27 protein-coding genes and 3 tRNA genes are annotated in these 20633 nt (G+C 29.2%); 18 read left to right on the forward strand and 12 right to left on the reverse strand.

Annotated elements, in window-relative coordinates; genetic code table 11:
- Positions 1-8 precede the first annotated feature (8 nt).
- The 3 genes from def to truA are packed head-to-tail and all read left to right on the forward strand — an operon-like array spanning position 9 to position 2195.
- Positions 9-527, forward strand: a complete 519-nt coding sequence (gene def, locus AC5SLL_RS00285) for a peptide deformylase (RefSeq protein ID WP_494586629.1) — start codon at positions 9-11, stop codon at positions 525-527.
- Positions 528-529: 2 nt separating this feature from the next.
- Positions 530-1462, forward strand: a complete 933-nt coding sequence (fmt, locus tag AC5SLL_RS00290) for a methionyl-tRNA formyltransferase (protein ID WP_494586630.1) — start codon at positions 530-532, stop codon at positions 1460-1462.
- On the forward strand, positions 1455-2195 hold the full coding sequence (gene truA, locus AC5SLL_RS00295) for a tRNA pseudouridine(38-40) synthase TruA (protein ID WP_271516934.1): 741 nt from the start codon (positions 1455-1457) through the stop codon (positions 2193-2195). Before fmt ends, truA begins: the two co-directional genes overlap by 8 nt.
- Here truA and AC5SLL_RS00300 read toward each other — a convergent pair.
- The 11 genes from AC5SLL_RS00300 to rpmH are packed head-to-tail and all read right to left on the reverse strand — an operon-like array spanning position 2185 to position 9813.
- On the reverse strand, positions 2185-2664 hold the full coding sequence (locus tag AC5SLL_RS00300; protein ID WP_494586631.1) for an SET domain-containing protein: 480 nt from the start codon (positions 2662-2664) through the stop codon (positions 2185-2187). The two genes, truA and AC5SLL_RS00300, sit on opposite strands and share 11 nt — an antisense overlap.
- Before the next feature lie 31 nt (positions 2665-2695).
- The gene (locus AC5SLL_RS00305; RefSeq protein ID WP_494586632.1) at positions 2696-3625 is read right to left on the reverse strand and encodes a histone deacetylase family protein; all 930 of its coding nucleotides are present in this window, start codon (positions 3623-3625) and stop codon (positions 2696-2698) included.
- Positions 3626-3820: a hypothetical protein gene (locus AC5SLL_RS00310; RefSeq protein WP_011281728.1), complete on the reverse strand. Its 195-nt coding sequence runs from the start codon at positions 3818-3820 to the stop codon at positions 3626-3628.
- Positions 3820-4974 carry a succinyl-diaminopimelate desuccinylase gene (gene dapE / locus AC5SLL_RS00315; protein ID WP_494586633.1) on the reverse strand — a complete coding sequence of 385 codons (1155 nt, stop codon included), beginning with the start codon at positions 4972-4974 and terminating at the stop codon, positions 3820-3822. The genes AC5SLL_RS00310 and dapE overlap by 1 nt, the downstream gene beginning before the upstream one ends.
- On the reverse strand, positions 4975-5802 hold the full coding sequence (gene dapD / locus AC5SLL_RS00320; RefSeq protein ID WP_494586634.1) for a 2,3,4,5-tetrahydropyridine-2,6-dicarboxylate N-succinyltransferase: 828 nt from the start codon (positions 5800-5802) through the stop codon (positions 4975-4977).
- Positions 5803-5831: 29 nt separating this feature from the next.
- Complete coding sequence (locus AC5SLL_RS00325) at positions 5832-6503, reverse strand: pyrimidine 5'-nucleotidase (RefSeq protein WP_494586635.1); 672 nt, start codon at positions 6501-6503, stop codon at positions 5832-5834.
- Positions 6500-7366 (reverse strand): acetylglutamate kinase, encoded by an 867-nt coding sequence (argB, locus tag AC5SLL_RS00330; RefSeq protein ID WP_494586636.1) that lies wholly within the window; start codon positions 7364-7366, stop codon positions 6500-6502. Before argB ends, AC5SLL_RS00325 begins: the two co-directional genes overlap by 4 nt.
- Positions 7367-9043, reverse strand: coding sequence for a membrane protein insertase YidC (gene yidC, locus AC5SLL_RS00335; RefSeq protein WP_494586637.1), 1677 nt, complete (start codon positions 9041-9043; stop codon positions 7367-7369).
- Positions 9043-9294 (reverse strand): membrane protein insertion efficiency factor YidD, encoded by a 252-nt coding sequence (yidD, locus tag AC5SLL_RS00340; RefSeq protein WP_271516911.1) that lies wholly within the window; start codon positions 9292-9294, stop codon positions 9043-9045. Before yidD ends, yidC begins: the two co-directional genes overlap by 1 nt.
- A complete protein-coding gene (gene rnpA, locus AC5SLL_RS00345; RefSeq protein WP_271516908.1) occupies positions 9294-9638 on the reverse strand; it encodes a ribonuclease P protein component in 345 nt (114 codons plus the stop codon). Before rnpA ends, yidD begins: the two co-directional genes overlap by 1 nt.
- A 10-nt stretch (positions 9639-9648) precedes the next feature.
- Positions 9649-9813, reverse strand: a complete 165-nt coding sequence (gene rpmH / locus AC5SLL_RS00350) for a 50S ribosomal protein L34 (RefSeq protein ID WP_271516905.1) — start codon at positions 9811-9813, stop codon at positions 9649-9651.
- A 92-nt stretch (positions 9814-9905) separates the two neighbouring features.
- On the opposite strand from rpmH, the gene AC5SLL_RS00355 reads away from it, so the two are divergent.
- Positions 9906-10625: a TVP38/TMEM64 family protein gene (locus AC5SLL_RS00355; protein WP_494586638.1), complete on the forward strand. Its 720-nt coding sequence runs from the start codon at positions 9906-9908 to the stop codon at positions 10623-10625.
- A 2-nt stretch (positions 10626-10627) separates the two neighbouring features.
- On the opposite strand, the gene AC5SLL_RS00360 is transcribed toward AC5SLL_RS00355, so the two are convergent.
- A tRNA-Thr gene (locus tag AC5SLL_RS00360) sits at positions 10628-10701 on the reverse strand.
- Positions 10702-10804: 103 nt separating this feature from the next.
- Between AC5SLL_RS00360 and AC5SLL_RS00365 the strand changes: the two genes are divergently transcribed.
- The 14 genes from AC5SLL_RS00365 to AC5SLL_RS00430 all read left to right on the forward strand — a co-directional run bounded on the left by AC5SLL_RS00365 (position 10805) and on the right by AC5SLL_RS00430 (position 20632).
- Positions 10805-11002, forward strand: a complete 198-nt coding sequence (locus tag AC5SLL_RS00365) for a hypothetical protein (protein WP_494580001.1) — start codon at positions 10805-10807, stop codon at positions 11000-11002.
- 100 nt (positions 11003-11102) lie between these two features.
- Positions 11103-11660 (forward strand): dCTP deaminase, encoded by a 558-nt coding sequence (gene dcd / locus AC5SLL_RS00370; protein WP_271516584.1) that lies wholly within the window; start codon positions 11103-11105, stop codon positions 11658-11660.
- A 2-nt stretch (positions 11661-11662) separates the two neighbouring features.
- Complete coding sequence (gene murA, locus AC5SLL_RS00375; RefSeq protein WP_494586639.1) at positions 11663-12916, forward strand: UDP-N-acetylglucosamine 1-carboxyvinyltransferase; 1254 nt, start codon at positions 11663-11665, stop codon at positions 12914-12916.
- Positions 12916-13311: a DUF2948 family protein gene (locus tag AC5SLL_RS00380; protein WP_494573243.1), complete on the forward strand. Its 396-nt coding sequence runs from the start codon at positions 12916-12918 to the stop codon at positions 13309-13311. Before murA ends, AC5SLL_RS00380 begins: the two co-directional genes overlap by 1 nt.
- Complete coding sequence (hisD, locus tag AC5SLL_RS00385; protein WP_494586640.1) at positions 13311-14597, forward strand: histidinol dehydrogenase; 1287 nt, start codon at positions 13311-13313, stop codon at positions 14595-14597. The genes AC5SLL_RS00380 and hisD overlap by 1 nt, the downstream gene beginning before the upstream one ends.
- A 2-nt stretch (positions 14598-14599) precedes the next feature.
- Complete coding sequence (infA, locus tag AC5SLL_RS00390; RefSeq protein ID WP_006997427.1) at positions 14600-14815, forward strand: translation initiation factor IF-1; 216 nt, start codon at positions 14600-14602, stop codon at positions 14813-14815.
- Between the two features lie 6 nt (positions 14816-14821).
- Positions 14822-14896, forward strand: a tRNA-Phe gene (locus tag AC5SLL_RS00395).
- Between the two features lie 92 nt (positions 14897-14988).
- Positions 14989-15201 (forward strand): cold-shock protein, encoded by a 213-nt coding sequence (locus tag AC5SLL_RS00400; protein WP_271516577.1) that lies wholly within the window; start codon positions 14989-14991, stop codon positions 15199-15201.
- Between the two features lie 235 nt (positions 15202-15436).
- Positions 15437-15511 (forward strand) — tRNA-His (locus tag AC5SLL_RS00405).
- A 4-nt stretch (positions 15512-15515) separates the two neighbouring features.
- Positions 15516-16910 carry a histidine--tRNA ligase gene (gene hisS / locus AC5SLL_RS00410; protein WP_494586641.1) on the forward strand — a complete coding sequence of 465 codons (1395 nt, stop codon included), beginning with the start codon at positions 15516-15518 and terminating at the stop codon, positions 16908-16910.
- Complete coding sequence (locus tag AC5SLL_RS00415) at positions 16888-17940, forward strand: ATP phosphoribosyltransferase regulatory subunit (protein ID WP_494586642.1); 1053 nt, start codon at positions 16888-16890, stop codon at positions 17938-17940. The genes hisS and AC5SLL_RS00415 overlap by 23 nt, the downstream gene beginning before the upstream one ends.
- A complete protein-coding gene (gene hisG, locus AC5SLL_RS00420) occupies positions 17940-18632 on the forward strand; it encodes an ATP phosphoribosyltransferase (RefSeq protein ID WP_494580013.1) in 693 nt (230 codons plus the stop codon). Before AC5SLL_RS00415 ends, hisG begins: the two co-directional genes overlap by 1 nt.
- A gap of 178 nt (positions 18633-18810) precedes the next feature.
- Positions 18811-19908, forward strand: a complete 1098-nt coding sequence (locus AC5SLL_RS00425; RefSeq protein WP_494586643.1) for a DNA recombination protein RmuC — start codon at positions 18811-18813, stop codon at positions 19906-19908.
- A 37-nt stretch (positions 19909-19945) separates the two neighbouring features.
- Complete coding sequence (locus tag AC5SLL_RS00430) at positions 19946-20632, forward strand: hypothetical protein (protein WP_494586644.1); 687 nt, start codon at positions 19946-19948, stop codon at positions 20630-20632.
- The last annotated feature ends 1 nt before the right edge of the window (position 20633 follow it).

Consider the following 20633-nt stretch of genomic DNA (forward strand, 5'->3'; position numbering starts at 1 on the left):
AGATAATTATGGCAGTTAAACAAATCTTGACAGAACCAAATAAATTTTTGAGGCAAATTTCAAAGCCTGTTGAAAAGGTGGGTGATGAAGAAAGAAAGCTAATGGATGATATGCTTGATACAATGTATGCAGCACCCGGAATAGGCTTGGCGGCTATTCAAATTGGTATTCCTAAAAGAATTATTGTTATGGATATTAGTAGAGATGAAAATAAAAAAGAGCCACTGTATTTTGTAAACCCAGTTATAAAAAATAAAAATGAAAATAAATCTAGATATGAAGAGGGATGCTTATCAGTACCAGATCAATTTGCAGAAATAGAAAGACCAAAAACGTGTGAGGTTGAATATTTAGATTATTATGGAAAAAAACAAATATTAAAAGCAGAGGGTTTATTAGCAACATGTATTCAACACGAAATTGATCATTTAGAGGGTATTTTATTCATAGACTATTTATCAAAACTCAAAAAATCAATGATTATAAAAAAACTTTCTAAATTTAAATCTAAAAGAATTATTGTTTAGTAATGACAAGGAAGATTGTCTTTATGGGTACACCATCTTTTGCTGTACCTATACTAAAAGCACTTCATAAAAAAAAATATTTGATATCTGCAACTTATACGCAGCCACCACAAAAATCACAAAGAGGGCAAAGATACAATAAATCACCCATACATGTTATTTCAGAGGAATTAAATATTGAATGTAGGACCCCTAGAATTTTAAAAGGTAATAATGAAGAATTTAATTTTTTTAAAAAATTAGATGTTGATATAGTTATAGTAGTTGCATATGGACAAATAATTCCTAATGATTTTTTAGATTTATCCAAAAAAGGTTTTATTAATATACATGCATCATTATTACCAAAGTGGAGAGGAGCTGCCCCTATTCAAAGGTCAATCATAAATTTAGAAAAAGAAACAGGTATAAGTATTATGAAAATTGGAGAAAAACTTGATACTGGACCTGTTTGTAATTCATATAAAATAGATATTAAAGAAAATGACAATGCAGAAACAATATCAACAAAACTTTCAATTTTAGCCTCAGAAAAAATATCAGAAAATATTGATGGTATACTTGATAATACTGTAAGATTTAAAGAGCAAGATCATAACAATGCAACCTATGCATCTAAAATTAAAAAATCTGAGGGTGAAATAAAATGGAGTGATAATGCAGAAAATATAATTGGTAAAATAAACGGATTATACCCAAGCCCTGGGGCTTTTTTTATTTTTAAAGAAGAAAGATATAAAATTTTAAAAGCAGAATTAGGTACTAAAAGTGGTGAGATAGGTGAAGTAATGACTAGTGACTTAGAAATTAGCTGTGGAGATCAAAAATCTATAAAAGTTATTGAAATTCAAAGACAAGGAAAAAAGCCTCAAAATATTAATGAATTTGTTCTTGGTTCTCAAATAATAAAAGGCTCAAGATTAACAAATGTTTAGATATCAAATTTTGATAGAGTATATAGGAACAAGTTTTGTTGGTTGGCAAATACAATCTAAAGGAAAATCAATTCAAAAAGAAATACAAATCAAATTATCAAAACTTTTAAAAGAAAAAGTGGTTTTGATAGGATCTGGAAGAACAGACGCAGGCGTTCATGCGATAGAGCAGTCAGCTCATTTTGACTGCAAAAAAGAAATTCAAAATTTAGATAAGTTATTAAAATCAATTAATCATTTTATAAATGATAAAGGTATTTCTATTTTAAAAATTAAAAAAAGAAGTCTAAAATTTCATGCAAGACATTCAGCCAAACAAAGAATTTATAAATATATAATTTTTAATAGATTAAGTAAGCCTTCTCTTGAAAAAGAAAGAGGTTGGCACATAATAAAAAAATTAGATATTGAGTTAATGAAAAAAGGAGCAAAAAAACTTTTAGGTACTAAAGACTTTTCTACTTTTAGAGCATCAAGCTGTAATGCAAAAAGTCCAATTAAAACTATGGAATCTGTTTTGATTAAATCAAATGGTGGAAGAATTGAATTACAATTTAAATCACAATCATTTTTACAACAACAAGTACGATCAATGGTAGGTAGTTTAAAATACTTAGCTGAAAATAAATGGAATTTAAAAAAATTTGAATTTGTTATTAAATCAAAAAAAAGAATTCTTTGTGCACCACCTGCACCTGCTGAGGGATTATTTTTAGAAAAAGTTATTTACTAGTTTTTTGTTGGCCAATGCTAAATTTTTTATTAATTCTCCATCTAGACTCTGCTCTAACAATATAGCCACAACAATTTTTTGACTTACATTTGCATGGAAATTGTTTGTAATCTTCATCATAGCCAAAACCATAATCAGCTGTAATTTCTTCACCCTTTTTAATATCTCTTATAGCAACTACCCATAACTTTAAACCTGTCCCGTTATAATCACAATTATTAGAGCAAGAGTGATTTATTAAACGTGCGGTATTCCAAGAAACATCTCCATCCAAGTCGTATTTTTTATTTAAATTAAACAAATAGATGGGCTTTGCATTATCAAACTTTTGTGATTCTTCTGTTTGTTTCTTAGTAATAATTTTGCCAACATAATCAATAATTCTAGTGCCTTCTTTGATGTCTTTTGTAGCATATAGCCCACGACCTTTTTTATCGATGTTAGATTTTTTAATTTTGTAAAGTTTCATTGTGAGTTCTTTAATGTGTATTAAGAAATTATCAATTAAATTCTAGTAAAGCTTTTACATGCATCTCAGTACTTTCTTGAAGTGCTAGCAGATCGTATCCACCTTCTAAAATTGATACTACTTTTCCATCACAATATTGTTTTGATAGCTCAAGTGTTCTTTTGGTAATGTTATAAAAGTCTTTTGACTCTAATTGAAGTTGTGCCAATGGATCATCTTTATGGGCATCAAACCCTGCAGAAAGCAAGATGAATTCAGGTTTAAATTCTTTAATTTTATTAAGAACAGATTCATAGGCATTTAAATATTCTTCGGAGGTTGTTCCTGCTGGCAAAGGAATATTTAATATATTGTTATGTTTTCCTTTTTCATCATTAGTGCCTGAGCCTGGGTAATAAGGGTATTGATGAGTAGATATGTATAGAACTTTTTCATTATCATAAAAAATATCTTGAGTGCCATTTCCATGATGAACATCAAAATCAATAATTGCTACTTTTTTAAGTTTGTATTTGTTTATAAGATAATTGGCTCCAACAGCCACATTGTTATAGATGCAAAAACCCATAGCTTTATTTTTCTCTGCATGATGCCCTGGAGGCCTGACAGCACAAAATGCATTGTTAAAATTTTTATTTTGAACACCATCAATAGCTGTAATGATTGAACCTACTGCATCTAATGTGGCATCCTTACTTCCTGGGGAGACAATCGTGTCTCCATCTAAAAAGGATAATCCTTTTTCAGGAAAAGATTTTTCTACGAAATTTATATAATCGGAATTGTGAGTTATTTCTAAAAGTGATCGGTTAAATTTTGAAGGTTTTTTCCAAACTAAATTTTTATTATCCAATTTTTTGAAATTATCAATAACTACTGTAACTCTATCAATTTTCTCTGGATGACTGTCGCCCGTATTGTGATTTTGATAAGTATCAGAGGTTATTAAACCAGTTTTCATTTAAGATAGATATTCTTGGTAAATAGTTTCTCGTTCTACTTTTGGCATTCCTTTGGTTCTTTCTACAAACTCATTACGTTGCTCTCTATTTTTAAAAACAAAAAAACAAACTGTATCTTTAGAGTGATAAATAGCTTTTAATTCATCATCAATATCATTCAGTTCTTTAGGAATATCTGTTTTAATGCAAATCATTAAAAGTAATTTTTAAGAATTTCAGAATATATCTTTGTTAACTTTTTTAAGTCTGAAATAGATACTGCCTCATCTACTTTGTGCATTGTTTTGCCCACTAAACCAAATTCTAAACATGGAGCAATTTTTCTAATAAATCTTGCGTCTGAAGTTCCACCTGTTGTAGACAATTTAGGTTTAATTTTTGTAATTTTTTTTATTACATCTTGAATCATGTAAGTTGTTTTATTGGGCTTAGTTAAAAAAGCTTCACCTGATACACGATAATCTACTTTAAAATTAGATTTATCCTTTTTAGTAATTTTTTTGAAAATTTTATTTAATCTATTCTTTAAGTTAGAAGATGTATGTTTATTGTTAAATCTTATGTTAAATGTAGCTCTTGCGAGCCCTGGAATAACATTATCAGCTGTATTATTTATATTAATTTTAGTTACTTCTAAATTTGTTGGCTGAAAGTCTTTTGTTCCTTTATCAAATTTTATTTCTTTTATTTCATTTAGTATTTTAATTAAAGAAGTTGATGGATTTTTAGCACGATGCGGATAAGCAACATGACCTTGAGTTCCAATTATAGTTAATTCAGCATTGAGACTTCCTCTTCTACCAATTTTAATCATTTCACCAAGTTTATTTGGGTTTGTTGGCTCACCAACTAAACAAAAATCTATTTTTTCTTTTTTCTTTTTTAAATAATCAACTACTTTTTTAGTACCATTAATTGCAACACCTTCTTCATCACCAGTAATTAATAAACTAATTGATCCATTGATTTTTTTATTATTTGATAAAAAGTTATTTACAGCAACAACCCAGCTTGCTATTGCACTTTTCATGTCGTTAGCACCTCTACCAATAAGATGATTTTTTTTAATAGCTGGACTAAAAGGCCTAATCGTCCAATCTTTCATATTTCCAGGAGGAACAACATCTAAGTGACCAGCAAACATAAAGTTTGGTTGAGAATTACCTAATCTCGCATATAGGTTTTTAACTGGTTTAGAATTTTTATCTTTAAACTCTAAAATCTTACATTTAAATCCAATAGCAGTTAATTTTTTAGCTAAGAATTTCATTACTCCAGCATCAACTGGTGTAATGCTTGGAAATCTTATTAGCTCTTTAGCTAATGTAATTTCATTATAATTTGGCATTTAGTCTCTTAATAAGTCGTTAATAGAGGTTTTAGATCTAGTTTTTTCATCAACTTGTTTAATAATTACTGCACAATATAAAGCAGGACCTTTACCATCTTTACTTGGAATGCTGCCCGGTACTATTACTGAGTACGGCGGAATTTTTCCATAGATTACTTCACCAGTTTCTCGGTAAACAATTTTTGTAGATTGACCAATAAATACACCCATAGATAATACAGATCCTTCTCCAACAATTACTCCTTCAACTATCTCTGAACGAGCTCCAATAAAGCAGTTATCTTCGATGATAGTAGGGTTAGCTTGCATTGGTTCTAATACACCTCCAATTCCGGCACCACCTGATATGTGACAGTTCTTTCCTATTTGTGCACACGATCCTACAGAAGCCCAAGTATCGACCATGGTACCTTCATCTACATATGCTCCAATATTTACAAAGCAAGGCATAAGCACTGCATTTTTTCCAATAAAAGAACCTTTTCTAACAGGTGAATTAGGAACCATTCTAAAACCAGCTTTTATATGATCTTCTTTTGTCCAACCTGACGTTTTACCTTTTAGTAAATGAGATTTGTCATACCAACTGCTATATGGGCCACTCAATGAGTCCATATCATGGGTCCTAAAACTTAGCATTATTGCTTTTTTAACCCACTGATTGACTACCCACTCATTACCATTTTTTTCAGCAACTCTTAGTTCACCATTATCAACAAGTTCAATTGTTTGGTTGATGGCATCTAATATAGACTTATCAGATTGACCATTTATGGAATCTTTATTTTCCCAAGCTGTATTGATAATGTTTTCAAATTCTTTCATAGTTTTTTTTTATCGTTAGTAGGTTAGTTTTATTGTGCTTTTAATACATTAATTTCTTGAAGAAAAGAAGGCAAGTTCTTAATCTTATAATCAATATATGGTTTATCCGCATCTTTTTTTGCAAATACTTCATCATTCTCAAGCCAGCAAGTTTTCATTCCCAAGTTTTTAGCTTGTTCTAAATTATGAGCAATATCTTCGATTAATATTGATTTTGTTGGATCAAGATTAAATTTTTCAATTATTTTTTTATAAGGTTCAATTTTTGGTTTAGGTATAAAATTAGCATCAACAATATCAAATGCTCCATCAAACAAACCATCTATACCTAGTTGTTTAGTTACATTTTCAACATGAGCATGAGAACCATTAGTAAAAATATATTTTTTTTCTTTAATTTTAATTAATTCTTCCCGCAGCAACTTATCTTTAGGAAGCCAGCTAATATCAATGTCATGAACAAATTCCAGAAATTCATGTGGATCAATTTTATCGTGAGTCATTAATCCTGATAATGTTGTTCCATATTCATAGAAGTATTCTTTTTGAATTTCTTTTGCTTTAATTAAATCCACATTAAATTTCTTTGAAATAAAAGAAGACATTTTTTTATCAACTTCAGAAAAAACCTTAGTTTGTCCAGAATACAAAGTATTATCTAAGTCGAATAACCAGTATTTAGTATTAATTAAATTTTTCATTCTCTTATTAAAGTTCCTGAACCTTTATCAGACAATAGTTCAAAAAGGAGTGAGTGATTTTTTCTTCCATCAATTATTACAACTGCCTTAACTCCTTTACTGGCAACATCTAGACAATTCTTAATTTTAGGTATCATTCCACCAGAAATTACTTTTTGATCAATTAATTCATTAGCTTTTTTAGAATTAATTTCAGGGATTAGTTTTTTTTCACTGTCTAATACGCCCTCTACATCGCTGATAATCATTAATCTTCTAGCTTTTAACTCAATTGCTATTGATCCTGCAGCAGTATCAGCATTTATATTAAAAGTTTGATTGTTTTCATCTAATCCTAATGGTGCAACAACGGGAACTTCATTAACTTTAATAATTTCTTTTAAAACATTAGTTTTAATCTGAGTGGGAGTACCTACAAAACCTAATTTGTCACTTTCAAGTTTTACAGTTATTATATTGTATTCTTTTGAAGTAATTCCTTTTGTTTCACAAGATTGCTCATTTAAAGCATTAACAATTTCTTTATTAAATTCAATCAATACATCTTCAACTATATTAATAGTATTTTTATCTGTAACTCTTAGTCCATTAATAAAATCACTTTTAATGTTAAGCTCATCTAGTTTGCTGTTTATCCTTTTCCCACCACCGTGGATAACTATGGGATTAAAACCAAGTTTTTTTAAAACAGCAACATCTTCAATAAAAATTTTAAATAATTTTGGATCAATTAAAACACTACCCCCGCATTTAATGACAATAAATTCATCATTATACTTTTCTAAATATTTTTTTACCTCTTTAACTGTTGGGCCGTCTTTAGGTAGGATGTTTGTTAATTCTTCTTCTTTTGACGATGACATTTATGTTGTTTTGATAGTCATTTTTCTTTGAACAATATATTGTTGAATCATTGTGAAGATGTTGTTAAAGCTCCAGTAGATAACAAGACCCGCAGGAAATGGTGCAAGAATTACAGTTAGAAATACTGGAAAAAACATAAATATTTTAGCTTGTATAGGATCAGGTGGTGTTGGATTAAGTTTCTGCTGAATCCACATCGTGATTCCCATAATTATTGGCCAAGCACCTATTAACAAGAAAGAAGGTGGATCCCAAGGAATCAAACCAAAAACATTAAACAAAGATGTTGGGTCTCTATCGCTTAAGTCATGTATCCATCCATAAAATGGCATGTGTCTCATTTCAATGGTTACAAATAATACTTTATACAACGCAAAGAAAACAGGAATCTGAACCAGGATAGGTAGACAACCACTCATAGGATTAACTTTTTCTTTCTTATAAAGAGCCATCATCGCTTGTTGCAATTTCATTTTATCATCCTTATGCAATTCTTTCAGACGAGCCATTTCAGGCGCTAATAACTTCATTTTCCCCATGGACTTAAAACTAAAGTTGGCAAGAGGGAAGAAAGCTAGTCTAATACAAATAGTGACAGCAATAATTGCTAAACCATAATTACCAAGTAATTTAAAGAAGTAATCCAATACAAAGAATAGAGGTTTTGTAATGAAATACATAAAGCCCCAGTCAATCGCTAGATCAAATTTATTGATATCTAAATTTTCAGCATAACCATCAATGACACTTACTCTTTTAGCTGCAACTATAATTTGAATTTTTTCTTCAATAGAGCTGTTTGCTTTAACTTCTATACCTTTAGTTGATATGTAGTTGGCTCTGAATTTATTTTTATAATCAAAAGTTGTTTTAAACTCTTTTCCTTTTGGTGGTATAACTGATGTAACCCAAAATTTATCTGAAATAGCAACAAATCCATCTTGTGCAATTTGAGTAAATTTCTTTTCTTGGATATCATCGTAATCTTCTTCAATTAATTGATCATCAAGTACAGATAAAAACCCTTCATGCAAAATATAAAAGCCAGATATCTCTGGTATTTTGTTTCTAATTATTTGCCCGTAGGAGTAAAAATTATAAGATTTATCTGATGAATTAATAATTTTTTCTTTTACAGTAAATAAAAATTGGTCATCTAGACTTATATGTTTTTCAAATGTGATGCCTTGAGAGTTGCTCCATGTTAGTTTCACAGGATTATTGTTAGTTAATCTTTTATTTCCAGAAATCTCCCAGACGGTAGAAGCATCAGGGATATCAATATTTTTATTAGTGCTTACAAAGCCACTTTCAATTAAGTAACCATCTTCAACATTTCTTGGGTTTAATAAGACTATTTTTTCATTTTTATTAAGTTCAACATTATATTCTTTAAAAGTTAAGTCATCTATTGTTGCACCTTTTAAAGAAATTGATCCAATAACACTTTCATTTTCAAATTGTATTCTATCATTTTCTTTTAAAGCATCTGTTCTTGATAGTTTTGCAAAGTTTTCATTTTTATCTAAGCTTGGAGTATCTGTATTGTTTTCAATTTTTTTTTGTTCAGCTAGATTTTGTTTTATAGCTGCAGGATCAGGCTGAAAAAAAAGAGAGTATAAAACAATTACAGCTGCTGATAAGGATATAGCTGCAATTACGTTTTTTGTATCCATTATTTCTTACCCTTTAATTCTTTAATTACTGGATCAAACCCTTCACCACCACCCAACATTTTAATGGGATGACACGAAAATATTCGTTTAGTACTTTTTGAGATCCCTTTAATAAGCCCATATGTTCTTAAACATTCAATTGTATATTCTGAGCAGGTTGGTAGATATCTACACGAAGGAGTTAAATAAGGACTAATAACTATTTTATAAAATTTGATCAGGCCAATTAAAATATTTGATATAATGTTCATTACTTAATCTTTTCTATGTCTTGGAATAAAGTATCTTTTATTATCGCATATTCATTGTTTAGCATAGTTATTTTCGCAATCACAAGGTAAGAATAATTAAAGTTTATAGACACTTTTTTTACAGCTTCGTTCATTATATTTCTTAATCTTCTTTTAATTTTATTTCTCTTTACAGCACCACGGATAAGTTTTTTTTTAACTACAAAGCTAATATTTAGTTTTTTATTATCCTTATCTGCGAGAGGACCAAAAAAAAGAGTGATATACTTATTTGAGACTTTCTTTTTCTTAAGTAAATTTTTGAAATCTTCGTTTTTAGAAAGAGCAACAATTTTGCTTTTCATTTAGTTTGAATTATTTACCCTGAGGTTTTTTTTGGGTAGATGATACTGTAAGATTCTTACGTCCCTTAGCTCTTCTTCTCTTTAGAAGTTTTTTTCCACCTTTAGTTGCCATCTTTGATCTGAAACCATGTTTCTTAAGACGTTTTCCAACTTTAGGCTGATATGTTCTTTTCATAGGATATATTTAATTTTTAATAAATTTCGCCCTTTATAGTAATTAAATGTATAAATAGCAAATAGAAGATTTTATATTACTTTAAGTAAATTATGGAAAAATCAAAAAAAGTTAAGATAACTTTAGGTTTATTTTATCTTCTAGTAGTTTCATCATTTTTATACTTTTTCTTATCAAAATTTACCCTTGAAGAATTAACAAGCTATGAATTTATTAAAAATAATAGAGATTATTTTTTTGGATTAAAACAAACCAATTTATTTTTAATTTCTTTAATATTTTTAATAGCCACAATAGTTTGGGTTGTTATGGCTGGATTTGGTTTACCAGCTGCGTTCTTAGCAGGTTTTATTTTTGGTAAGTGGCTTGGAACTTTTATTCTATTAATTGGAATGACTATTGGAGCAACAATTCTTTACATTATTGGAAATTATTTTTTTAAAGAAATTATTAAAGAAAAGTTTTTAAATCGATTTAAAAATTTAGAAGCTAAATTTAAAAAATCAGAATTTATTTATCTTTTAGCTTATAGATTTATCGGAGGGATTCCTTTTGCATTATCAAATGTGCTACCTTGTATTTTCAATGTTAAGACAAGTAATTTTTTTTGGGCGACATTAATAGGGTTAACACCACCTCTATTTTTAGTTGTATCCATTGGAAGTGGCCTTGAAAAAATTATAGAACAAAATTTAGAGGCTCCCAGTGTGACTGATCTGATATATTCACCAGACATCTACATACCATTGATTGCTTTTGGAGTTTTATTAATAGCCGCAATTATTGCTAGAAAAATATTTTATAAAAAATAATCTGGTGCCCCCACCAAGAATCGAACTTGAAATTTATCCTTACCATGGACACGTTATGCCATTTAACTATAGGGGCTATTTTGGTATTTATTGAGTATTTTTATAATAAATCATTTTTTTCAAAATATTGCCTTAATTTTTTTCATATAATGATTTATACCTAGTGAAGGAAAAATTTTATGGGAATTCATTACGATTATAAATCCACTAAAGGAAACAAGCTCATGGAAAAGCAAGCTAAGAGAGAAAAAAAGCTTGCAGAAAAAAGAGCAAAAAGAGAAGCTAAAGAAGGTCCAAAAGCTCAACAAGAGCCAGAGAAGGTTTTGGATGCTTCAAAACCTATCACATTAGATTTTCTAACTAATCCAGATAAATAATGAATGATAAAGAAAAAAATGAGAAGTTAAGTCTTGCTCTTAAAAAAAATTTAAAAAAAAGAAAAATTTTTCAAAAAAAAAATAAGAAGAAAAGTAAATAATGTCAGTACTTTCCGACAAATCTATAAGGAAGTTGGCAGTTGAAGAGGCAATGATTTCTCCCTTTATAGACAAACAGGTCAGAGAGGGTAAAATTTCTTATGGTCTAAGTTCATTTGGTTATGATGCGAGAGTAGGAGATGAATTTAAAATTTTTCACAATGTTAACTCCTCAATTGTTGATCCTAAAGAATTTACACCAGATAATTTTGTAACTAAAAAAAGCTCTGATTATATCATTATTCCACCTAACTCTTTTGCTCTAGGAACTACTATAGAGGTTTTTAAAATACCAAGAAACATCATGTGTATTGTTGTTGGCAAGAGTACTTATGCTAGAACAGGAATTATAGTGAACGTAACCCCTATTGAATCTGAATTTTTTGGAACTGTTACCCTTGAATTTTCAAATACCACACCGCTCCCAGCAAAGATTTATGCAAATGAAGGTGTTGCTCAATTTTTATTTTTGAAAGGAGATCAATCTCCTGAAACTTCGTACGCTGACCGTAAAGGAAAATATATGGGTCAAACTGGAGTAACTTTACCAAAAGTATAATCATGAAAAAATTGGAAGTCTTTGGAGCAGCAAAGCTCAAAGGACAAGTTAAAATTTCTGGCTCAAAAAATGCATCTCTTCCTATTTTAGCAGCCACATTGTTATCAAATAGAAAAGTATCTTTATCAAACCTACCAAAAGTAAAAGATATTGAAACCATGATACTTTTATTAAAATCTCTTGGTTCAGCTATTAATTATAATAAAAAAAATTTGATTATTAAAAATAAGAAGCAAAATAAAACTTTTGCATCTTACAATTTAGTTAAAACTATGAGAGCAGGAATTTTGGTTCTAGGTCCTTTACTTGCAAAATTTGGAAAAGCAAAAGTCTCGTTACCAGGTGGCTGTGCAATTGGAACTAGACCTGTTGATATACATTTACACGCTCTTTCAAAACTTGGGGTCAATTATAAAATCATTCAAGGCTATGTTTATGCTAATGCCCCAAAAGGATTAATAGGTGCAAACATAAAATTTCCAAAAGTATCAGTTGGTGCTACGGAAAATTTAATCATAGCCTCATGTTTAGCAAAAGGAAAAACTATTTTATCAAATTGTGCAATTGAGCCAGAAATTAAAGATTTAGTTAATTTTTTAATCACGATGGGATGTAATATTAAATGGATTGCAAAGAGAACTGTCAAAATTGAGGGCGTAAATATACTTAAAGATTTAAGTTATAAAATAATGCCTGACAGAATAGAAGCAGGCACTTATTTGATAGCTGCTGCATTGACTGAAGGAAATTTAAAAGTTATTGGAATTAATCCTGAAATAATTAATACTGAAATTAATGTTTTAAAGAAAATAGGATCAAAAATTATATTAAGAAAAAATGAAATTTTAATTAATGGAAGTAAGAAAATTAAAAGTATAAACATTAAAACATCTCCTTATCCAGGATTTCCAACAGATCTCCAAGCTCAAATGATGGTCTTATTATGCAAAGCTAATAAAAAGTCCTATATTAAAGAAGAAATATTTGAAAATAGATTTATGCACGTTGCAGAATTAAATAGAATGGGTGCTAAAATTTCTATTAATGGAAACAAAGCAATAATAGAAGGAAATATTAAGTTTGAAGCAGCTGAATTAATGGCGACTGACCTAAGAGCTTCTGTATCGTTAATTCTTGCAGCACTTGCTTCTAAAGGAAAGTCTATAATTAATAGAATTTATCACCTTGATAGAGGATATGAAGATATTGAAAAAAAATTAAAAAAGGTAGGGGTAAAAATAAGAAGGATTAATTAATGGATAAAAAATATTTATCAAAAATAATAGCCACAGATAATGAGGGATTACAGTTGATATCTGCATGTTGTTCTGGGGCCAAAGTTAAGATTGACAATATAAAATACCTTCCATTAAACAAAGTTTTTTTACTCTCGCTAAATAGATTAAAAATAGAAACAGATGAAAAAGATAAAAAAGTTAACAGTATTTGTAAGTTTGAATTTGTAGATAAAGTTAAGTCTAAAAATATAAAACAAAATAATTCAGATGAAGAATTAGAGTTAATTGGCATAGATTATTTAAAAAATAATGACAATTATGAAATAAATTTAATTTTTGAAAATAATGCATATATTGCATTGTCAGCTGAGATAATTGAAGTAACTCTAGACGACCAAAATAAAGCTAATTAATGATTAAAATATTAGACAGTAAAAATAAAAACTTTGATAATATTTTAGATAATTTATTATTTAAAAGAAAAAATAAAATTCAACTTAGTTCAGCTTCAGTTATTAAAATTATAAAAGATGTTAAAGCAAATGGTGATAAAGCTATTTTAAAATATGAAAAAAGATTTAATAAAAATAGTATAATTGCCCCAAATAAAGAAAAGATTAATCGACTTATTAAATCTCTAGATCCAAAAGTGAAGAGAGCAATTGATCTTGCTTATGATAGAATTTATAAATTCCATTCATTACAAAAATTTAAAAACATTTCTTATACAGACAAACTAAAAAATAAATTAGAGTATAAATACGTGCCTATTGAAGCGGTTGCTATTTATGTGCCTGGCTCTACAGCATCATACCCCTCAAGTGTTTTAATGAATGCGGTGCCAGCAATTGTTGCTGGGGTAAAAAGACTTGTCATGATTAATCCTGGACAAAAAGGGGTTCAAAATCCTGCAGTATTATATGCTGCAAAAAAATGTAAAATTAGAGAGATTTATTCCATAGGTGGACCTTCTGCTATAGCAGCTTTGGCATATGGCACTAAGAAAATTAAAAAAGTTGATAAAATCGTTGGCCCAGGAAACTCTTATGTTGCGGCAGCTAAGAAAGAAGTTTTTGGAGATGTTGGAATTGAAGGTATGATTGCAGGCCCTTCAGAAGTTACAATTGTTTGTGATAAGTTTTCAAATCCTGAATGGGTTGCAAGTGATTTAATAGGCCAAGCAGAGCACGATAGTCTTGCCCAATGCATATTAATTTCAAAAGATAAAAAAATTATTAAAAGGGTTAATGATGAAATTATTAAACAATTAAAAAAGTTGCCTAGATCTCAAATTGCAAAAAATAGTTTACGCAACAATGGAATTTTAATTCACATGCAGTCAGATCAAAAAATTATTGATACAGTAAATAAAATTGCGCCCGAACATTTAGAATTAAATATTAAGAGCTATAAAAAAATGGTAGGAAAAATTAGAAATTCAGGATCTATTTGCTTAGGTGAATATGCAGTCATGGCTATGACAGATTATAACGCAGGCTCCAACCACGTTTTGCCAACTAATTCTTCAGCAAGATATTCCAGTGGTATTAGTGTTAATGAATTTTATAAAAGAATTTCATATATAAACCTATCAAAAAAAGGGATTGAAACCCTTGGACCATCAGTTATAACACTTGCAAACTACGAAGGTTTAGTGGGACACGCTAAGTCAGTAGAAAAAAGAATTAGGAGAAAATAAATTTGTCAAAACAAGAAATGCTATCGTTCTCAGGAATTGTTGAGGATTTATTACCAAATGCAATGTTTAGAGTAAAGTTAGAGAACGGCCATATTGTAACAGCTCATGCGGCAGGCAAATTGCGTAAGAACAGAATTAGAGTACTTCAAGGTGATAAGGTTCAAGTCGAAATGACACCTTACGACTTAACTAAAGGTCGGATCACTTTTAGAGGGTAAACAAATGCCTCGGTAGCTCAGGAGTAGAGCAGAGCCCTGAAAAGGCTTGTGTCGCATGTGCGAATCATGCTCGAGGCACCATACCTTGAATATCCATTTTTTAATTTCCTATTGAAATGATTAAAAAAATAAAATAATTTTTTTCATATAAATAATAAAAGGATAAGTAAAAAATGAGCACGCTAAAAGGAACAGTAAAGTGGTTTAATGGCAAAAAAGGCTATGGCTTTATTGAAAGAGACGACAAAGAAAAAGATGCATTTGTTCATGCATCAGCTGTCAAAAATGCTGGTATGCGTTTTCTTAACGAAGGTGATAAGCTAGAATTTGAGATGGAGGATGGCCCAAAAGGCCCTTCAGCTATAAATCTAAAAAAAATAGATTAGTTCTTTAATTTCACATATTTAAAAGGGCGTTTTATCTTTGAAAAATAAGATAACGTCCTTTTTGTATTTAGGTATTGAAAATTATAATTTATTGTCTAAAAGATGCTCATGATTATAAATATTACATATAGAGAGACTTCAAGAAGTACTCATAGAATCTGTTTCCATAGCCTGTAGGTTATTTATTTATAATATAATTTTTAATCCACACAAAAATAATATAAAAACAAGGAATGCCTGGGTGGTGTAACGGTTAGCACGAAAGTTTGTGGAACTTTAAGTTTGAGTTCGATTCTCAGCCCGGGTACCAAAAAATGAATAAAGAAAATAAATTAGTTCCTGGATTACCTTCAGGATTTGAAGATCGTTGGGATAAAAAACTTCTTCTCAAAAAAAAGCTATTAAAAGCTATTGAGAATAATTTTATTAAGTTTGGAGCAGAAGCTCTTGAAACCCCTTCGTTTGAAATTAGTGAAAACATAGGATCTTTTCTTGCAGAAGACGATAGCAATCCTATGTCTGATGTATTCTCGTTCCAAGATGGTGAAAAAAGTATCACGCTTCGATATGATTTATCAAGCCCACTTGCAAGATTTGTAGCTGAAAACAATCAAGAACTTCCATCCATTTTTAAGCGGTATCAAATCCAAAATGTATTTCGTAATGAAAAAGCTGGAAATGGCCGTTACAGAGAATTTATGCAAGCAGACTTTGATATTGTTGGAAACGTTAATCCTGCTCAAGCTAATGCAGAACTTTGTAATTTAATATCAAGCACATTATCAGATTGTGGTTTAAACAAAGATCAATTTACAATCAATGTGAGTAATAGAAAAATTGTACAAGGTTTAATTGATGAATTAAAAATTTCTGAAGAAAAACAAATAAAAGTTATCAGAGCAATCGATAAATTAGATAAACCAGGGTTTGGCTTAAAGGGAGTTGAAGATTTATTAAAAAAAGAGAGAAAAGATCAAAGTGGCGCCATTACTAAAGGAGCTGAGTTATCTGATGATCAAGCAGCACAAATATTAAATTTTCTAAAAATAAAAGATTTAAAAGAACTAAAACAAACTTTAAAAAATCCATTATCCCAAGAAGGAATAAGTGAGTTAGAAAATGTATTTGAAGTACTTGGATATGGATCAAATTTAAATCGGGTTAAAACTAATTTTACAATCGTTAGAGGCCTTGCTTATTATTCTGACTTTATTGTAGAGACTAATTTAAATTTTAAAGTCTCAAACAATAAAGGCAAAGAAGTAGATATTGGAAGCATATGTTCAGGGGGAGCTTATGCAAAATTGATATCAAGATTTAGAGGTGTTGATATTCCAGGAACAGGAATAAGTTTTGGTGTTGACAGATTATTATTTGCTTTAATGCAACTAGATCAAATTAAAATAGAGGATCAAAAACCAGTTTTAGTCTGTGTAATGGATGAAAAATACCTAAAAAATTATTATGAATTAGTTGATCAGTTAAGAGATAATAATATTAATGCTGAAATTTTTTTAGATAGCAAAAAAAATCTAGGTAAACAATTAACCTTTGCAAATAAACGTAAATTACCAGTTGCGATAATTTGTGGAGAAAATGAGTTTAATGACAACACAGTCACTATTAAAAACCTTAAAGGTGTTAAAGGTGAAAATAATCGAACAATTCCAAAAGCTGATTTAATTAATGAAGTCAAAAAACTTATCTGAAAATATCCTTAGATCAGTAAAATCTAAAGGATTTAAGTATATTGATTTACCTTCAGTAATTGAAGCTAACCATATTGTTCAAAGATCAGGTGAAAACTTTAGAAAATTTATATTTTCATTCATAGATCAAAATGGAAGTGAACTTTGTTTAAGACCTGATTTAACCATTGCATCATGTCTTAGATATTTAGAAAATAATTTAAAGGGAAAAGAGAAGATTTTTTACAGTGGCCAAGCTTATAGAAAATCACAGAATAAAAAAGACTCTATAATTAGAGATCAAGTTGGATTTGAAATCATTGGGTCAAAAAATGAAAAGAATGATGACAAAGATATCATTAATACATCCTTAAAATCACTTCAAAATATAAAATATATATCAGGTACATTAACAATTGGCAATGTTGAAATTTTTAATTTGTTAATTTCAAAACTAGATATTCCAAAGCGATGGAAGTTAAGATTATCAAGGCATTTTTGGAGGGAGAAATATTTTAATGATCTTTTAAAAAGATTAGAGACTAACTCAGATGTTGATCCCACAATCGTTGAGATTGACAAAAAAAGATATTTTAAAATGGTAAAAGAGGGTCAGTCTAAAGTTATTGCAGGTCGATCAATTAATGAAATTTTAAAAAGGTTTGATAATAAAATTAGAGACCCGAGAGGAGCTAGTAAGGGTAAAAATATATCAAAGATTATAAAAGAGTTTCTTAAAATCAAATGTCCAATTAATAAAGCTGCAAATGAACTAAATAAATTTTTTAAAAAAAACAAGATTAATTTAGCAGTTGATCAAAAATATTTTCCAACTTCAAAAAATAAAATTTCAAAACTAAATGTAGTTTTTTCTGCTTCATTTGGAAGACAACTAGAATATTACACGGGCATGGTATTTAAAATTGATATTAAGTCTAAGTCAAAGAATAGAAATATAATTAACGGTGGAAGATACGATAAATTAATTTCTGATTTAGGTTCAAAAAATCAAGTAGCTGCAGTAGGAGCTGCCTTAAATTTAAATTACTAATGAAAAAAAATATAATTAATATTGGTATTCCAAGTAAAGGTAGACTTAGAAAAGATGTTCTAAAAATATTTAAAAAGAATAAATTTAATCTGATTTCTGAACGAGGAGAAAGAGATTTATTAGGATCGATAAAACAATTGTCTCACGTTAAAGCTTTATATTTACATGCACGAGAGATTATAGAGAGACTTGCAGATGGTTCATTAGACCTTGGATTTTCAGGTTATGATTTATTAAAAGAGAGTGAAGTAAATATTCAAAATAAAGTTAGCGTATCTAAAAAGTATAATTTTGGAAAAGCAACTTTAGTTGTTGCAATACCAGACCCATGGATAGATGTTCAAACCGTTGCAGATTTAGAAGAAATTGCATTTGAGTTTAAAGATAAGAAAAAGAAAAGACTAAGAGTAGCAACAAAATATCCAAATTTAACTAGAGAATTTTTATTTTCAAAAGGAGTTACTCAATTTAAGTTAGTTGGAAGTTTAGGGGCAACCGAAGCTTATCCTTTCACAGGATCAAGCGAAATTATTACAGATATATCTTCAACTGGTGAGACTTTAAAAGCTAATAACTTACGTATTTTAAAAGATGGTGAAATTTTAGAATCTGTAGCTTGCATGATGATATCTAAATCATCTGTAAAAAAACCAGAAGTTAAAAAACTAGTTAAACTACTTTCGAAGAATTAGATCTTTCCAATAAATCAAAATAATCTTAATAATATCAAGATTTCTAATTACAGCATAGGATGCAACGATAATTGCAATAATAAATATTATTTTGAATGCTAAGATTAAGTCCATAATTTAATTGTAAATATTTAAATATATTAATCAAATTTTTACTATAAAATAATATAAAAGAATCATGGATATAATCTTAGTAATTTTACTGATCATATTAGTTGGCATAGCATCTTCAATTCTTTACCTAAATTTAAGATCAAAACCTGATGATATAAGTGAAAATAAGGAAAATGAAGAAATAGCAAATTTAAAAACTGAAATCACCTCATTAAAAGATACCTTAAATACTACTATTAATACTTCACTAGGATCTATGTCGACCTCGTTTAACAATCTATCAACTGGGGTTACTAAAGATATGACAGAAGCTTTAACAAAAGTTGATGAAAAAGTTGGTAACTTCAATAACCAAGTAGAGTTATTAAATAAAAGCCAAGAAGGTATAACAAAAATTTTGGCTGGTGTTAAAAAATATGGTGTTTTGGCAGAATTCAGTTTGGATGCTTTGATAAGAGACTTATTGCCTGCTTCTCAATTCATGACCAATGTTAAGATGAAAGAGGACACAAGTGAAAATGTTGAATTTGCAATTAAGCTTCAAGGCGATGTTCTAGTTCCAGTGGATAGTCATTTCCCAGTAGAAAAATTTAAAGCTATTACCGATGGTTATGATGCTGATGATAAAAGAGCTGTTGCAGATGCTAGAGCAAAATTAGCCACTGCTTTTAAAGCTAAAGCTAAAAGTGTTAATGAGAAATATATTGTTCCTCCTAAGACCACAGATTTTGCAATTGTTTATGCACCAACTGAAAGTTTATATAAAGAACTAACTGAATACCAAGACCCAACTAGCAAAGAATTATTAACTCAAGAGTTAATGAAAAAACATAAAGTTGTAATTTGTGGACCAAATACACTTTCAGCATATCTGCAATCACTACATATGGGCTTTCAATCTCTAAAGGTTCAAAAAGGTGCAACAGAAATTTATGATCATTTAAAAACAATTAGCTCAAGATTTGGAAAACATTTTGAAAATATAGTTGCTTTAAGAAAAAAGTTAGAAGAAGCAATGATGGTTGTTGACAAGTTTGGGACAGACGCAAGATCAATTACTAGAACGTTAGAGAATATTAAAGATCCTGAACAAATCGAAAAAGCAATTCAAACAGAAAATGTAGAAAAATTTGTTGACCACTCAAAACAAGCCAAAAATTAATTTCTTTTTTTTCTAAATAACGCTTATAACAAAATATATGCAATGGAATAATAAATTTACTTATCCAAAATCTATGAGATCAATTGTAAGTGGTTCAAGAATGTATTCAGTTAATCAAGAAAAACTTCCATCGGTAACTTCCATATTACAAGCAACACAAAGTGAAGAAAAAAAAGCATCCCTTGCAAATTGGAAAGCAAGAGTAGGAGCTGTTGAAGCAAATAGAATTAAAAATGATGCTTCAAGTAGAGGCACATCGATGCATTCTTATTTAGAAAAATATTTATTAGGTCAATTAAATTTAGAACTATTAGAAGAAGAAAATAAATCTAAAAAAATGGCAGACGAAATTATTGAACAAGGAATTAAAAATAAATTGTCAGAGATTTGGGGTACAGAAGCTACGTTGTACTATCCAGGTAAATATGCTGGAACGTGTGATGCTTGTGGAGTGTATGAGGGGCAAGAAACTATCATTGATTTTAAACAGTCCAATAAACCGAAAAAAGAAGAGTGGATTGAAGACTATTATCTGCAATTAGGGGCTTATTCATTAGCTCATAACGTTGTTCATAACTCAAATATCACTCAAGGAATTGTCCTGTTATGCACGGTTGATAATTTATTTCAAGATTTTAGAATTCAAGGTGTTAAACTAGAGGAATATCAAAATAAGTTTTTAGAAAAAGTCGAACAGTACTATCACCAAAGGAATATGAACTAAT

It is taken from the genome of Candidatus Pelagibacter sp. PS_43 (assembly GCF_059417795.1).